Raw genomic sequence first — 16,972 nt, 5'->3', positions numbered from 1 at the left:
TTGCTCTACTCATAGGCGTGTTTTTCTTGTACTATCAGACTCCCATGCCGCTGTGCGGCACCACTAGTGAAACTGGACTTCAACCATAAGTACCCCCAAAATTCCACAAACCCAGTAATCAAGCCATATCCAACACGCGTTGTAGTATAGACTTTTACAATATTTATCCTTGAAAGTGGTCGGAATAGATTGATTTTTAAGGATGACCCCTTATAATTGTAGTGTAGACCTATGAGGAGGGATCACCTTGTTTGTAAAAGTTACGCCACGTACCAAGGGCGGGAAAACTTATTATTTTGCCGAATTAGTTGAGGCTTACCGCGAAGGCGGCAAGGTAAAACATAAACGAATTTTATACTTTGGTAGTGTAGACCTAGAGATTGCTGAAAAACTTAAAATTGTATTCTCTAAGGATTTTGATTCGTTTACCAACATTAATAAAGTGGATTTTTTGAGTGCAGTACCCTATGGTTCCTTTTTCTTGATTCACTCTATCTTTGAAAGACTTAAGATGTTCCCTCTTTTTAAGAAACACTTTGTTTCAAAGGATAAACATATTACGATTGACACGGCATTAACCTGCCTGATGACCATGATTTTTCAGCGTATTATTCAACCCGATAGTAAATTGGCTTTGACGGAGTGGCTCGATGCTACTCCCGTTCGCCATTTTCTTCTCGATGGTGAGAAGGTCCCTGATCTACAAACGATTTACCGTTCTCTTGAGGTTTTAAACGATAATTATCCTGTCGTAGAGCAGTGTCTTTATGATTTTGCCAAATTAGTTTTCCACCAGAACATGCAGGAGCTTTACTACGATATTACCAGTTCTTATTTTGAAGGTCATCAATGTATCATCTCAGACTACGGGTATTCTCGTGACCACAGAGGTGATCGGGAACAACTTGTTATCGGCCTAGTTACTACCCCGGACGGGTTTCCAATTAAATGTAACATCTACTCGGGTAATACTTCCGATAAAACGACTGTGCCAAGAATTGTGGAGGAACTAAAGAATACCTACCAGATCAAAGAATTCATTTTTGTCGGGGATAGAGGAATGTTAAGCGACAAAAATATTAAAGCGATTATCGGCCTGGAACAGAAATACGTTATGGCGATTCCGAGGGCCTGGAGCAAGAAATACCTCATAGATATTGCTATCGATGAAACTCAGATGCAGGAGATTCAGGACAATCTCTTTGTTCGGTTTTTGCCTCCCATTGATGGTCAAAGGTTCCTGTTATGTCTAAATACTCAGAAGAGAACTGATGATACAGAGTACCGAAATCATTGTATAGAGGCTATTAAAGAAGGGCTCAATACCTTAAACAAGACCTTAATTGAGGATAAAAAAAGCCGTATTAAGACACGCGATGAAGCGATGAAAAAGGTCGGCGCGATCTTAAAGCAAAACAAAACAGGCAAATATTTTGATGTTCAAGGCAAAGAAGACACTAACAGCCCCTTAGGATTTGTTTTGGAGTACAGTCTAAAATCGGATAAAGTAGAATCGGATCAACGTCTGGACGGTACGTTTGTCATTCAAACGAATGAACAGGGTTACGAGGGCGAGAAGCTTGTCAAAATATACAAAAACCTAAATAAGGTTGAGACGGCTTTTCGCATCATTAAGAATGACTTAGATATTCGACCGATGTATCATAGGAAAGAAGCGAGGGTCAAAGGACATATCTATGTCTGTGTATTAGCTTATTTTACAATTATTGCGCTTGAAACCATTGCCCATCGGAAGAATGTGAAGAAATCGGCACGTAAGATCTTAAGCGAATTAAATAAGATTGGCTTGATAGAAATTCTTCTTCCCACTGGAGAAAAAAGATATTCCTTGACGACGATTGGTAAAGACCAACGACGATTACTTAATACCTATGACATTAAAAAGATCGGACTGCCAGATGTAGTCTAGAAATTTTTTCGGAAATCCGCATCGTGTGGGCTTTTAGCTTAATTTATGGTTGAATCCCAGGTGAAAATGGGAGAAGCTGCCTGACTTTGAGGTCTACAGGTTTTTTGAGTGTTTTTGGTTTTTTAGGGCAGAAAGTATAAACTTGCATTATATACTGCAAGAAGGTTAACCCTACTTGGATACTACGCGGGATGATGCTTGCAGAGGAAGAGAAGCAGACGATTGAAAGACATTGGCGTTTCTAAGGGCAAAGACGACAATCTTTCTCATGATTCTCTCATTGATAGAAGAAGGGTGGAGAAGATTCATCCTTTCCAAGTAGTGTTGGGCCGCTGTTCCAGGAATTGGTCTGAATAATTCCAGCGCCATTCCTTTGACCAGTTTAAGTCGATTTCCCTTAGCAAGTCCTTTTAAGCCCTTCAAGGCTTTAACTAGGGTCAGGTCAACCTCTGGCAATTCCGTACCGAAGGGAAATTGAGGAAAGAGCCCTTGAGATTGATAGGGCTTAAGAAGGGCAGAGATTTTTTGCGGTAAATTATTTCGATACTCTTCCGGGATTTCATAATCCAGAGGAAGCTTTCCGGCTTTCTTTGCCTGCTCAACTAACTGCTTTTGAAACCTGGAATCGGAGATGTTTATCATTTCAGCAATAACTTCTTTTTCTGGTTTGCTTCGAATGTCAGCAATTCCATACTCAGTTACTACTATATCTCTCATATGTTTAGGGATAGAACAATGGCCGTAGTTAAAGACTATGTTGGACTTAAGGCTCCTGCCCGATCCTCTTGTGCTTTTGATCATGATAATAATTCTAGCGTCGGGCAGGACATGGCCCATTGCCACAAAGTTATATTGTCCGCCAATTCCGCTGACAACTTGACCATTCTCAAGTTGATCTGATGCAATGGCTCCAAAAACGCTGGCAACCATGCCGGTATTAATGAAGCGGGCATCCTTTCGTTGTAAGGTTCGTAATTCCTCGTCGCCATAAAGCTGATTGACCTTTTCCACACCGGACATAGCGAAAACTTGCCGTTCTTCTTCACTCATGTTGTTGAGGGCCTGATAGAAGGCTTTCGGACCTAGGAAGAATGCTCCCAAGATTACGGTTCCCTTAAGGAGTTCTTTTCCGAGCAGTTTTCTGATTTCTAGTCTGTTTTTCTCATCATTCATATCGGCTGAATAACGTTTCTCTCCATCAAAAATGGTATAGTTTTCATAGAAAAGGCCTTTTTTCAGGATTCCGAATTCCGTGAGGAAAGCGAAGTCCTTAGCCTTCAGTTTTCTATGCACTGCTTTCATCCCGATCAGTTGATCTATGATGTCCGGAGGAATGTTATCGGCGTCGAGCTTTCCGGCATTGATCAATTGCATAAGGGGGATGCTGTCAAAGACTTTTCGTTTGAGGATCTTGCTTTTGTACATCTGCATAAAGGCATCGACAAACATCTCGGATGAGCCGTAAAGCCCTTCTTCAAAGGTACCGGTATCCCCCCAGCAGGAGATTAGTTTGTCATATCGCTTTTTAATACCAGCCTTCTCCAAGATTTCCTGATATACAGCATTATGTTCATTACGCAAAATAAGCCCCGAAACGATTGCATCCCCCAGGGCGCCAATCCCGACCTGGATTGTGCCGCCGTCTTTGATCAAGGGGCTGACATTGATGCCAATCATATGATCAGTTAGGGAAACAGAATCTTTAGGAGGACAGAAAAGTTCGTAGTCAAATTGCGGGCCCTGAAGAATCATATCATAGGTTTCTGCTTCTACGACAGCATCTCCATACATAAAGGGCAGCTTTTTGTTTGCTTCCCCTATAACAAGGACTTTTTCACCTTTGGCCTGTTTCTCTTTAAATAATCGTATAGTTTCGAGACAGATATCTGGATTACAGGCCATTGAATACATGGTTTTACCGTTAATTTCCTGGTAACTTATAAGCTCGCCAAAGACGTTTGTTCCGAGAGCTATAGCATCTCGAACCACATGTGTGTAGTGAGAAGACAAATGGTGCTGCTGGGCTACAGGATTATTGATAGTAGAACCTGCTTTAGAGTAGAATTCAAAGACTTCGACATTTTTAGGAAGGGTACCTGCTCTGAAATCAATCACATAGTCAAATTCAGGGACACCGGCAAAAACCCGATCCATAATAGGTTCCATTAAGCGTCGTTCGAGTTCAGATTTGCCTTTAGGTATTTCCAGAGAAAGAGCGGTAATGATCTTAAGATTCAGCTCGGGATCCTTTTTGGCCCGACTGTAAAGCTCATTGATAAAATGAACTGGTTTGCCTAGGGCAAGGGTCATAGCATAGGTGATATCCTTCCCTATGTAGCGAATAACTTCATCGACACATTTGGTTACATCGTCATAGATTATTCCTGAGGTTTCTTTCATTTGAAAAGTCACCTGCCATCTAAGAAATTGATAAATGAGTGCATCACAGACTAATTGTTATTTACTTAGGCCTAAGAGCAAATAACGTCAAGAGAAACATAAAATTTAGGTGAATGACAATTCATTCACCTAAATTTTATCACAACTCCTAAAAAAATGTAATAGCAATAATCTAAATTATTTATAAATTTATATTATTCCAAAACTTGATATAGATCAAGTTCGTGGGGAATTTGTTTGCGTCACTCCTGTTTAGTACGGATTCCTTACAGAGCAGGGTTGTGCAAGAATCGGGAGCAAGTTTCTTTAAATAATAGCTAAAAAAACTCCCCCAGGAGTGCTTTTCGGCATCTGAGGGAGTTGCATTTCTTAAAAGAATGCAGACTTTTAGAGCAAATAGTCTAAAATGTGTCAAGTTTAAACGTATTGGATTCTGAGATAACGTTCCCCATACTATCGGTTAACTTGATTTGGATATCAAGTGGTTCCGAAAGACTATTTAAGCGCTCGGGAAGACTGGCCGTCATATAAGTCGGATTTTCAAAATCGGTGTGAACGAGCTGACCGTTCACATAGACCTTGTGGTCATGCAAAAAATGTTCCCCTTGTATTTCGATAACAGAGGTATTGGGAGGTGTCGCATTGACAATAATAGCCCGACCGTCTCCTAAAACATAATCATTATTTGGCTGGGGTTTATGGTCCGGTTGTAAGAGATAGGCATACTCATTGCCAAAAAGAAGATCATATTGAAGCAGCTGGTATTGATCAATTTCCTTCTGAGAAATGGCCTCTCTCATTTGATGATGTTCACTGATTAAGACATTGGAACCATTTTGCGTAAGGGAATTAAGGAAGTCTGTCGTCGGACTTCCTGTTTTTTTAGTGCGTTCTAAAATATAGGAACTTAAAAAGTTGGCGGAAATACGAAGTTCTTCCTTGTTGCCGGAATAGTTATCCCAAACGACAAAAGGGACACTGTACATATTCAAATAATCCTGGTAATTAAGTTCATCCCGGAAGAAATTTGCTTCACTATAAACGTCAAAATTCGTTCCCAGCATAGGTAAGTGATCTCCAAAGAAAACGACGATTGAAGGTTCGTTCAACTGCTCTAATCCTTCAATTAAGAGCTTAAGGGATTGATCAACATCGGAAATGGTTTGAGTATAGTTTGCTAAAATAGCCTTGGATGAGGGACTTATATTTCCGCTTACTTCAATTAACTTATCTGGGTTTTCTTCTGTAGAGTATGGCCCATGGGCTTGCATAGAAATAGCATAAACGAAATCAGGCTTTTCTGTTTTCTTAATTTCTTCGAGAATTCGTTTGGAAAGCTCCGTATCACGAATATATTGGCCGTAGTATTCGGGTTGATCAAAGAACTCTTTGCTGATGAATTTATCAAAGGTAAGATTTTTATAAACATTATTACGGCCATAAAACCAGTTATCATAGGTGTGAATAGCTGTTGTTGTATACCCTTGTTTTTTTAAGATGGCGGGTAAAGCGACGATAGGTTTACGAACATATTCGACATAAGGAATAACACCCTTAGGAAGAAATTGGGTTGACAGCCCTGTTAATACTTCGAATTCAGTGTTAGCCGTACCACCTCCATAAACTGGAGAAAGCATCATGCCGCTGGTGTAATCATTTTGCAGAGATCGAAAATAGGGAAGGGGGTCTTCACTAAACGAAATTTCATTTAACAGAGTCGGATCCCAAAAGGCTTCACTCATAACGAAAATAATATTTGGCTTAAAGTCAGGGTCAACAGCATAAGCCGGCTCTGTATTGTCCATGATCTCTTTTACAAGTTCCTGTTCGTAATCCTTCGGCTTATCAACGGTCAGATAAGCAGTGTTAAGAATAAAGCCCAGAAACATACCATTTTCGTCATAGTTAAGTTTTTGGCTCCAGTTAATCTGACGCAGCGAAAAGGTCCTTTCCAGAGATAGTATTTCTGTTGAAAAGGAGACAAGCACGGCTAAGGATAAGGTAAAAGTTGCTAGTTTCTTTTGCCAACTGAAAGTTTCCCTAGGAATCAATCGAATAAATGCTAAAAGAACAATTGCAGAAACACCTATGTATAATAGGGGAATGATCTCAATAGCACCGCTGAAATTTTTCGTTATATTAAGAGCTTCTTTACCGAGGATAAGGTCCCAAGGCAGAAGGGGTTCTCCTCTAAGGACTAATTTTTGTCTGCTAATCAGGCCTATAATCGATAATAGAGAAATTAATAAGACGCCAATCACCAGATATAGTTTTCGATGCAAAATATAAAAAAAATTAATAAATCCAAACATCAGGATATAGCTCACCAAGAATTGTTTGGGATAATTTATCATCCAGGAGAGTGCACTAGGGAATGCTCCTCTATAAGCTGTCTCCAGGGCTAAGAGCATTGATAGGGGAAGACAAGTGATCAAACTCAGATTAAGGAATCTAGTATGACATTTAAAGTTGGGATTATGATTTGAAATCCTTTGAAGCAACATTTGACCCCCTATTTTTGGCAGGTTTTCCCCATTACTGGGATAGGATGGGTTAAATTAGTTTCCTAAGTCCAAACTTTATCATAATAGCATTACAAAATGCAAGAGTAGGTGCAGAATCAGGAATCACAAATTATTCAGAGATTATTTTGGTTCTTATCCAATTAGTATGGAATTTTTTACATTACAATGAAGGTGGTGCTATATTCTTTTACTTCTGATAAAATGAAGAATAACCAACTAGGTTATTATAGACTTTAAATTAAAACTGAGATGAGGCGCTTTGAATTTGGGACGTATTATTTATATAATTTATATATTATACTTAATTGGAGCGGGTTTTTATATGAGTAAAGTGTCCATCGGTGATGAGAAGGTTATCAGAATTGGAGTTCTGTCTCAGAATGAGGGTCGTTTGGAGAAGTTTGAAGGGCTTAAGGACGAACTGAAGAACTTAAATTATGAAGAGGGTAAGGATGTTGTCTATGAGGTAATGACTGCCCCAAACGATTATACGGAAATGGATCAGCTCGCGGAGAAATTAGTCTCTAAGAAATTTAATGTTTTAGTTGCTTCCGGGGAGGGGGAGACTCGTTCTCTGGCAAAGACAGTAGCAAAGCTTAACGATCCTCCGCCGATCATTTTTATGGGGACACTTTCTCCGATAGCCATTGGCTTGGTAGAAAACGAGGTTTTCCCCGAAACAAATGTTACAGGACTCAATAACTATCATTATGAACTCATCTCGAAAAGACTTGATCTGCTCAAACGGTTGATTCCTCAGGTTGAAGAGGTCGCAGTTCTGGGAGATCAGCGCACAATTTACTTTCAGGATTCTCAGCCGGGTCTTAGTCAGACAGCTCAGGCATTGAATATCAGGTATAAGATGTATGACATAACTAACGAGCAAGATATTCCTGGAATTGTTGATGAAATCAGCAAAAATAGCCACGCTATTCTCATTATGCCGGGATCTTTTCTGGAAACACATACAGAAGAGATAGCAAGCTATGCATTATTAAAGGGTGTGCCCGTTTTTGGGGTTTACCCTAGTGATATTGAGAGAGGATGTATTGCCTCTTACGGGACGTCTTATTACAATCAAGGCGCTCAAACCGCACATATGGTTCATAAAATCATAATTGGGTATTCTCCTAAGTCTATCCCTGTTGAAACAGCCGAAAAACTAAGTTTTAAGGTTAACCTAGAGGTCGCTCGAAAATTAGGGATTTCTCTTGAAGAAGCTTATTTAGGTTTCGCAGATGAAGTGATTGGACAAGGAGGTTATCATTGAAAGCGGGAAAGACGCCCTGGAAGCAGCATATTAAAATTAGAGTGTTAGTTTTTGGAATCTTAATGTCAATTATTCCGATGGTGTTTATCTCCCTGACTACCTTTAATACGGTAACGTACAAGTTTAAAGAAAGTATTAGAGAACAAAACTTACAAAAGGCTACACTCATTGCCACAAAGCTCCAGGTTTCAATTACGAATATTGTAGAAAGTTTGTCTAATCTTACCGATGTAAATTCTTCAGCCCTAATCAAAGGGAAGGATAAAGAACAAGAGGGGATCCTGAATATCGTATTGCGTCAGGAACCTTACTTAGAGGATATTAAGATTTTGGATAAAAACCACAAGATTTTGGTTCAAGTCTCCAGGCGGGAAGTCATAACAAATGCTAATCTTAAAAATGTGGATTACATTGGCCCGGAAACAATACCTGAATACTACGTTGTAAGTGATATTTTTTTCTCTAAAGACCGACGGCCTCAATTTTATATTACCTTAGGAATAAGGGATTCGCAGACACGTGAACCCCTCGGATATCTTCAGGCTAAAGCTGATTTGAAATTAATGATTACCCAATATATAGATACGCGTATAGGGCATAAAGGCTATGTTTTTTTTGTTGATGAAAAGGGTTCCCTAATTGGTCATACCGATTTTAGCAGGGTCTTGCGCCGGGAGGATATTAGAGAAAATCCGGCAGTAAGTAGTTTTTTAAATAGTGAGGATCCCCCGAATGAGTATACAGGCGAACAAGGAGAGAAGGTTATTGGGTTGTTTGCTCGTGTGGAAAAAACTAATTGGGGAGTCTTTATTGAGCAACCTGCTAAAGAAGCGTACGAACCGATTTATGCGCTGGCGAGGAACTTGGGGGGGGTTTTATTCCTAACCATTGCGGTGGTGACAATGCTTAGCATTGTCTTTGGACTAAGGCTGGTACGGCCAATTGAAGACCTTGAAGCTCAAGTCCAAAAAATCAGGGCAACAGGAGATTTACAGGCAGATATTTCTCATTCAACTCAAGACGAAATCGGTAGACTGGCCTACTCATTTAAACAACTTATGGCGATGTTGGATGAAAAAAATCAAAACATCAAATCAGAAAAGGAGCTTTTAAGAACGGTTGTCGATGGCATTGGCGCAGGCATGGTTTTGTTAAACTATCATAAGCAAATCATATGGTGGAATCCGACCTTTTCGAAATGGTTTGGAGAGAACAATTATTTAAATCTTTCCTGTGAAGACGTTATGCAGAGTGAAGAAGACGTTGATTGTTTGCTCCTCGAAAGCGGTCGTGTGAGCTCCTTTAATTTGAACGGGGAACGGAAATATCTCAGGCAGCTACACTATCAAATTCCCAGTGGAAATAGTGAAGGGGCGGAATACCTCGTCATACTGGAAGATGTCACCCAACAGGTTGAGATGGAGTCCAGAGTTATCGAAACAGATAAAATGGCTACTTTAGGGCTTTTGGCATCAGGGATTGCCCATGAAATCAATAATCCCCTGGCGATCGTTTCAGCCTACAGTGAGGATTTGCTGGATTGCTTAAATGAAAAACCGGATAAAGTCGATATTGACGAAATCAAGGAGAGTCTGCGAATTACATCTGAGCAAATTGTTCGCTGCAAACAAATTACAAATGGTCTTTTGCAATTTTCACGCAAACGCACCTATGAATATAATTTACTGGATATTGGGGTTTCCAGTTCTCAAATGATTAAGCTTTTAGAATATAAAGCGAAACAAAGATATATAACCCTTAAAAAGCGGCTGGATCCGGGTCTATATATTATGGGCAATGAAAATGAATGGCAGCAAGTGGTCTTAAATATAGTATCAAATGCTTTAGATGCTTCCCCAGCTAATGCCCTAATTGAAATAGAGACTTATCCCAGCGGTCAGAGTATTTACTTTGTTGTAAAAGACTATGGTCAAGGTATACCTCAAAATGAACTAAAGTATGTCTTGAATCCGTTCTTTACCACGAAACCTGTGGGCAAAGGGACCGGTCTTGGATTGTTTGTAAGTTACGGCATCGTACGACGTATGAATGGACGATTAAGTATAGAAAGTACAGAAGGTAAGGGGACTATCGTGAGTATTGCGTTGCCTGCTTATAAGGGGGGTTAAACAGTGATATATAAGCATCGAATCCTGATCCTGGATGATGAAGCTGAGTTGCGTTCCGTCATTAGCAAACGTTTAAGTCGTAAAGGGTATGAGGTTCTCGAAACAGGGACGATCGAAGATGCGCTTGCTCTTTTGCGGGCAAATCTTTTCGACGGGGTGCTGTTAGACCTAAAGTTGCCTGATGGCAATGGACTTGATTTCTTGGAACAAATAAAAGTTCAACAACCGGATGTGCAAATTATTATGCTGACCGGACATGGTACGATCGAATCCGCAATTGAGGCGATGAAGTTAGGCGCGTTTGATTACCTGACGAAACCTTGTAATTTATCCGAATTGGAAATTACCCTGCAAAAAGCCTGTGCGCAGCGCAAGCTGCTCGTGGAAAACACAGGACTTCGAGAAGTTCTTCACCGCCAAACCCCTGGATTAGAGATTATCGGGGAAAGTCCTTTACTGAAAGGCCTTTTGGCTATTACGAAGAAAGTTGCTCAAACGGATGAAACTGCTCTTATTAAGGGAGAAAGTGGGAGCGGGAAAGAACTCATCGCCCGGGCGGTGCATCTTTGGAGTCCGCGTGCCGACCGTGCCTATATCCCAATAAACTGCGGAGCAATTCCCGAGACTCTCTTTGAGAGTGAGCTTTTTGGTCATGAAAAAGGTGCTTTTACCGGAGCTGGAACTAAAAAGATAGGTCTTGTTGAAATGGCAGATCAAGGGACGCTGTTTTTAGATGAGATCGGAGAAATGCCGTTATCCATTCAAGTTAAACTCTTGCGATTTTTAGAAACCGGGGAATTCAGACGTGTTGGAGATAATCGGCTGCGTCAGGTTAATGTGCGAATTGTTGCGGCGTCCAATCGGGATTTGCAGAATGAGATGAATCTGGAACGGTTTCGCCAAGATTTGTTTTATCGTCTAAATGCTATTTCTTTAGACGTTCCATCCCTGCGCCAACGTAAGAGCGATATCCTTCTTCTGGCAGATTATTTTCTCAAGACATCCCCGGCCAATCAAGAAGATGGTTTCGATAAGTATGTGCTATCTGAGAAATCTAAAGAAATGTTGTTAGACTATGATTTTCCGGGGAATATTCGAGAACTTTCGCATTTAATTAAACGTGGTCAGATTTTGGCGACAGGTAATGTAATTCATCCTCAAGATATATGGCCTGAGAAATACCGGGAGGACTTAAAACAAGAGAGAGATCAGATTGAACAAGAAAAGGTATGCGACTCGGATTTTGTGAAAACCTTTATTCAAATTCAAAAGACCCAGGGTAATCCTAAGCTTGAAGAGGTGGAAAGACTATACATTCTTTCCGCTCTCAAATTAGTCGAGGGAAATAAAGCCCAGGCGGCAAAATTACTTGGCATCAGCGTACGAAACTTATATCGCAAAATAGAATCGTATGCTAGCAATGAAGTGACACAATGTCATGACATAATGTCATGGTGACATCTTGGCACGAGTGTGAACTGATAAATAGGTGATAAATAAGGATAATTATTGACCTAAAAAACGACTCTTCGAGTCGTTTTTCCTATATAACATGAAAACAAAATTTTACGTTCTAAAATGTCGAATAAATACCCAGACTCAGCTTCTGTGACGAAGTTTCAAGTTGAAAAATGAATAGTATCACTGAGATAAGGCAAGGTGCGAAGCAGTTGTAAGTGGAATTATAAAATTTTTCAATAGTACTTATGAAAAAATGGTATAAGACTTGCAATGAAATTTAGTGAAAGAAGTTACAATTAATTAAAATGGAAAGAGGGTGTTTTGTTAAAGTGAAAATGTTTAGTCAAGAATAAGAAAGAGAACGAAAATTTAAAGGAGGCATTTTTGTGAACGAGAGTACAGCTAGTAAATGGGCTAAAGTTATCCCCGGACTTCTATTTATGTTTATTATTGCCTTGCTAACCATGGGTACAAAAACATTCGGTGGTGAGTGGACCGGTATAGAGGGGTGGATAAAAACCAACTCCAACTTTTTGGGCAATGTATTGAAAATCAATCACGTTATCATTGTTATTATCATTGGTATGGTGATTCGAAATACCATTGGAATTCCTTCTTGGGCTCAGGCCGGTGTAAAAACATCCCGTATTTTTATTAAGATGGGTGTAATCCTGCTTGGATCGCTTTATAGCTTAACCGAATTGGCTACATTGGGTTCGACGTCTGTCTTACTCATTGCCACCTTTATGTTTTCAACAATTATTTTTACGATGTGGCTAGGTAAGAAATATAATATGCATCCCGGTTCCGCAGCTTGCCTGGCCGCCGGTGCCGGTGTATGCGGTGTTTCCGCTATCGTGGCAGTTGCTCCGGCTGTTAAGGCCCGAGGGGAAGACATTGCCTACTCCATTGCCACAATTCTTTCCTTTGGTATCGTTTGTTTATTTACCTTTCCTATTCTTGGTCACTTATTAGGATTAACCCCTGAGCAGTTCGGAATGTGGGCTGGCACAGGTATCTTAAACTCCGGGCAGGTATTAGCTGCAGCCCTGGCCTTTGACCCCGGTACTGCCGATGTTCCTTCCATCAGTTTAAAGGTGGGAGAGATTTACAACTTGACCCGTGTTGTGTTCCTGCCCCTGGTCGTTCTATTAATCACGATTCTTTATGCTCGTATGTCTGATGACAAAACCGTAGATACAACGGCTAATGCAGGGAAAACCTTCTTTAGCAAGTTTCCTTTATTCGTTCTTGGTTTTATCGCAACGGTTACATTAACGTCCTTTGGTGCTTTCGGCCCTACAAATCCTGTTTCCGCAGATCTGAAAGCATTTCGTGAAATTTATGGTTGGTTCTTCTCCATCGGTCTTACTGGCTTAGGTTTGCAAATTTCCTTTGCCGAAATGAGAAAAGCAGGAGGAACCCCGCTGGTTATCGGCTCTGTAGCAGGCTTTTTGAAGGCTGCACTTTCCTTAATCGTGGTTCTATGGCTCTTTTAATTAGAGTTTCTATTAAAGGGTTATAATCTAAGGAGGTAATGATATGTCAGAGAAAAAAGAAGAAAAGCAATTATCCCTATTTAGTAATGATAAACATGAGGATTTAGTAGCTATTTTTGGGGCAGCCCTTGTAATGATTCTAGTTTTGATTTTTTAGTAAGAAAGGGGTTTCCAATGAACGGTCAAATTCTATTGATTACCGATGGCTCACCTTCGGCAGATGCAGCCGTGCAAATGGCGACCGAGCTGTCCCTGGGTCTCAAGCAGCCTTTGCGAGCAGTCTTCATTTTAGATGAAGGGTGGAAAAACTTTCTCGGGGATGAATGGATCAATACGTCTTCGACGCGAATGAAATTTTTTCACTGGTTCGAGGATGGTCTTCATAAGCATTCTGAAGATGTACTGGCTGAGGTTGCAGAAAAGGTCAAGGAGAAGGGCGGACAAGTCGAGACTGAGATAAAGGTCGGGAAAACAGAGAAAGTCATTGTAGAACTGACCGCTGAACAGGAAACCGCCTTGCTGGTTTTGCCAAACCCTCATGCTACCGCTCCGGCGGCCACTGCAGGTCTTCGATATAATCTCAATTCTTTAAGCAAAAAGGTGAAATGCCCTATTTATATTGGTCCCCAATAATCAAAACGCTCCAAGCATTATCTATCGTTCAACTCCCACAGCTATAAGTGGGAGTTGAATCCTTGATGAGCATAACGATCAAAAATAAGCTTCCTCTTAGCAATGCTAATTGAGAGGAAGCTTATTTTAATACTCTGAAAAACTGAAGACACGATGATAGACCTGCAGGAGAATCCCCAGACCCGCAAGCAGGGCAGCTTCGCCCACAGAAGCGAACCCATTGCATGGAGAGGCGATAAAAGCCCACAAGACGGTGCGGGGAGACGGAGCCACGGGTTCACATCAGGTATTACCCGGAGGTTTGGCACGAAAGTGTCCGGTACGATAGTCTCCGGCGGAGAGTATCGCCGAAGCTGTGATCCCTTAAGGAATCCTCACCGGCGTAGGATACAGTTTCGCCGAAGCGGCTATCTCCAAAGAATACTTATCCGCTGAAGGTAGCTCCCGCGCCGGCGAGTGGGCGAGCCTCGGAATGCTGCGGTACACGAAGACACTGTCTTCGCACGGATTACCCTTCTCGCAGACACTGTCTTCGCACGAATTAACTAATCTTGCACGGATGTGGACGAAGCTGCCCGACCCGGACACAGCTCCTTTTCATCCTCATGCTGGTGCCGCGTCAGCGGCATGGGCAGCTATCCTGAAAATAAACTTAATACCTGCGAAGACAGTATCTTCGCAGGTACAGCCAAATTTTCTTCACCTGGGTGAGAAATTAAACTGAGTGTTTATCCGAGACCCGATTTAAAACCGCTCCTTGAGGAGGAGGCGACTTGAGAAGGTTATGGTTCCTTAAAGCGAATACGACGAGTTTTCGCGTGATTCTTTCTTGGATAGACGACGGCGCGAGAAGGTTTAATCGTTCCATGTAGGGATAAGCAGATTCTGGGATCGGTCTAAGAAATTCCTGCAGCAACCCTGTAACCATCTTAAGACGGTTGCCAGTGCTGAGCCTCTTCAAACCCTTCAAAGCTCCCCCCAGAGCAATTTCAATCTCCGTCAAATCTGTTCCGAAAGGAAAGGGTCGGAAAACTCCGTGGGTTTGTTGATAGGGTTTTAGCAGAGAAGTGATCTTTTCCGGGTAATTATGCCGGTATTCTTCTGGGATCTCATAGTCTAAAGGTATTTTACCCGCTTTTTTTGCCTGATCCAAGAGCTGTTTTTGAAATCGGGAATCAGCGACGTTGATGATTTCAGCGATAACTTGCTTTTCTGGCTTGCTGCGAACATCGGCAATCCCATACTCTGTAACAATGATATCTCTCAGATGTTTGGGTATAGAGCAATGACCATAGCTGAACACAATATTAGACTTAAGGGTTTTACCGGAACCTTTTGTGCTTTTAATCATTATGATAACCCGGGCATCCGGCAGAGCGTGCCCCATAGCCACGAAATTATACTGACCGCCAATTCCGCTGATAATCCGGCCATCCTCAAGCTGATCAGAAGCAATCGAGCCTAGAACACTGGCTACCATTCCGGTATTAACAAATCTCGCGTCTTTCCGCTGCAGGGTTCTTAGCTCTTCTCCGCCATAAAGCTGATTAACCTTTTGCACGCCGGACATACCAAAGAGTTTTCGTTCTTCTTCGCTCATGTCATTGAGAGCTTGATAAAAAGCTTTTGGGCCGACAAAGAAAGCACCAAGGATAACCTGACCGCCCAGCAGCTCTTTGCCAAGCAACTTTCGAATCTCCAGGAGATTTTGTTCATTGTTCATATCCCCGGAGTATTTTGTTCCTCCATCCAGAATGCAGCCTGATTCATAGGAGAGTCCCTTTTTTAAGATTCCAGATTCAGTAAGAAATGTGAAGTCTTCTTCGCTTAGTTTGGAATGAATTGCTTTCATTTCAATAAGTTGATCTATGATGTCTAAAGGAATGTTATCTGGCGCGAGTCTTCCTTCATTAATAAGTTTCATTAAGGGGATGCTTTCAAAGACTTTTCGTTTTAGAATTTTACTTTTATACATTTGCATGAAGGCATCAACAAACATTTCAGAGGAGCCATACAGTCCTTTCTCAAAAACTCCTGTATCTCCCCAGGCGGCGATTAGTTTTTCATAGCGCTTCATGATACCGGACTTTTCCAAGATTTCTTGATATAAATCGTTATGTTCATTACGCAGAATAAGTCCTGATACAATAGCATCGCCCAAAGCGCCGATTCCTACCTGTATGGTGCCCCCGTCTTTGATCAAGGTGCTGACATTGATTCCGATCATGTGATCACTCAGGGCAACGGGATCTTTAGGAGGGCAGAACAATTCATAATCATATTGTGACCCTTGAAGAATAATGTCATAAGTATCCGCCTCTACAACGGCATCTCCATACATAAAGGGCATGTTTTTGTTTGCCTCTCCTATGATAGCAACTTTTTTTCCCTGGGCTCTTAACTCTTTAAAGTTTTTACAAGCCTCAAGACAGACATCCGGATTACATCCCATTGAGTACATTGTTCTTCCATTGATTTCCTGATAACCAATCAACTGACCAAAAACATTAGCTCCCAAGGCCTCAGCATCACGATTGGCATGGGTGTAGTTGGTGGCTAAATGATTTTGTTGGGCTTCGGGGAAGGAAAGATATCCTCCCGCTTTACAGAAGAATTCAAGCACTTCAACATTTTTAGAGAGTTTGCCGGCTCTGAAATCAAGCATAAAATCGAATTCCGGAACACCGGCAAAGATCCTATCTGACAGAGGGCCTAAAAATCGCTTTTCCAGGTCGCTGTGACCTTTAGGCTTTTCAAGGGTGAGAGCGGTGATGACTCTAAGCCTTATTTCAGGGTCTTCTTTTGCCCGGCGGTAGAGTTCATTCATAAAGAGTACAGGTTTGCCTAAGGCTAGGGTCATGGTAAAGACTATATCCTTACCAACGTATTGAATAACTTCATCGACACATTTTTTGACGTCAGTATAGATTGCCCCTGATTTTTTATTCATAGCTTCGCCTGCCATTCATTAAATTTTATTAAACAACAAAAAGGTTGCTAAAAATAAGTGAATGAAGGTTCATTTACTGAATTTTACCATGGATTTAGATATTTTACAATAATCAAAATTTTTATATTAGTTAGATAAGTTGAGTTAAAGAGGGGCCCCTATAGTACAGATGTTA

The 16,972-nt window shown here is 41.1% G+C and carries 9 protein-coding genes; 6 read left to right on the top strand and 3 right to left on the bottom strand.

Features of this window, described 5'->3' with window-relative positions; all coding sequences use genetic code 11:
* Window positions 1-247 precede the first annotated feature (247 nt).
* A complete protein-coding gene (locus DESYODRAFT_RS20865; RefSeq protein ID WP_007782527.1) occupies window positions 248-1,930 on the top strand; it encodes an IS1634 family transposase in 1,683 nt (560 codons plus the stop codon).
* A gap of 171 nt (window positions 1,931-2,101) precedes the next feature.
* On the opposite strand, the gene DESYODRAFT_RS20860 is transcribed toward DESYODRAFT_RS20865, so the two are convergent.
* Both DESYODRAFT_RS20860 and DESYODRAFT_RS20855 read right to left on the bottom strand, forming a co-directional pair.
* Window positions 2,102-4,330 carry an acetyl-CoA hydrolase/transferase C-terminal domain-containing protein gene (locus tag DESYODRAFT_RS20860; protein ID WP_007786135.1) on the bottom strand — a complete coding sequence of 743 codons (2,229 nt, stop codon included), beginning with the start codon at window positions 4,328-4,330 and terminating at the stop codon, window positions 2,102-2,104.
* Between the two features lie 401 nt (window positions 4,331-4,731).
* Complete coding sequence (locus tag DESYODRAFT_RS20855) at window positions 4,732-6,642, bottom strand: LTA synthase family protein (RefSeq protein WP_242833500.1); 1,911 nt, start codon at window positions 6,640-6,642, stop codon at window positions 4,732-4,734.
* Window positions 6,643-7,177: 535 nt separating this feature from the next.
* Between DESYODRAFT_RS20855 and DESYODRAFT_RS20850 the strand changes: the two genes are divergently transcribed.
* The 5 genes from DESYODRAFT_RS20850 (at window position 7,178) to DESYODRAFT_RS20830 (ending at window position 13,847) form a co-directional block, all read left to right on the top strand.
* Entirely contained in the window at window positions 7,178-8,125 is a 948-nt protein-coding gene (locus tag DESYODRAFT_RS20850) for an ABC transporter substrate-binding protein (protein ID WP_242833499.1), read from the top strand.
* Window positions 8,122-10,254, top strand: coding sequence for an ATP-binding protein (locus DESYODRAFT_RS20845; protein ID WP_007786129.1), 2,133 nt, complete (start codon window positions 8,122-8,124; stop codon window positions 10,252-10,254). The genes DESYODRAFT_RS20850 and DESYODRAFT_RS20845 overlap by 4 nt, the downstream gene beginning before the upstream one ends.
* A 3-nt stretch (window positions 10,255-10,257) precedes the next feature.
* Window positions 10,258-11,712 (top strand): sigma-54-dependent transcriptional regulator, encoded by a 1,455-nt coding sequence (locus DESYODRAFT_RS20840; RefSeq protein WP_007786127.1) that lies wholly within the window; start codon window positions 10,258-10,260, stop codon window positions 11,710-11,712.
* Between the two features lie 389 nt (window positions 11,713-12,101).
* A complete protein-coding gene (locus DESYODRAFT_RS20835) occupies window positions 12,102-13,214 on the top strand; it encodes a YeiH family protein (protein WP_007786126.1) in 1,113 nt (370 codons plus the stop codon).
* A gap of 174 nt (window positions 13,215-13,388) precedes the next feature.
* Window positions 13,389-13,847 (top strand): universal stress protein, encoded by a 459-nt coding sequence (locus tag DESYODRAFT_RS20830; protein WP_007786122.1) that lies wholly within the window; start codon window positions 13,389-13,391, stop codon window positions 13,845-13,847.
* A gap of 715 nt (window positions 13,848-14,562) precedes the next feature.
* Here DESYODRAFT_RS20830 and DESYODRAFT_RS20820 read toward each other — a convergent pair.
* The gene (locus DESYODRAFT_RS20820; RefSeq protein WP_007786120.1) at window positions 14,563-16,797 is read right to left on the bottom strand and encodes an acetyl-CoA hydrolase/transferase C-terminal domain-containing protein; all 2,235 of its coding nucleotides are present in this window, start codon (window positions 16,795-16,797) and stop codon (window positions 14,563-14,565) included.
* Window positions 16,798-16,972: the final 175 nt, after the last annotated feature.

Source organism: Desulfosporosinus youngiae DSM 17734, from assembly GCF_000244895.1.
In the GTDB taxonomy this organism is placed as follows: domain Bacteria; phylum Bacillota; class Desulfitobacteriia; order Desulfitobacteriales; family Desulfitobacteriaceae; genus Desulfosporosinus; species Desulfosporosinus youngiae.
This window is presented reverse-complemented; position numbering and strand designations above follow the sequence as displayed.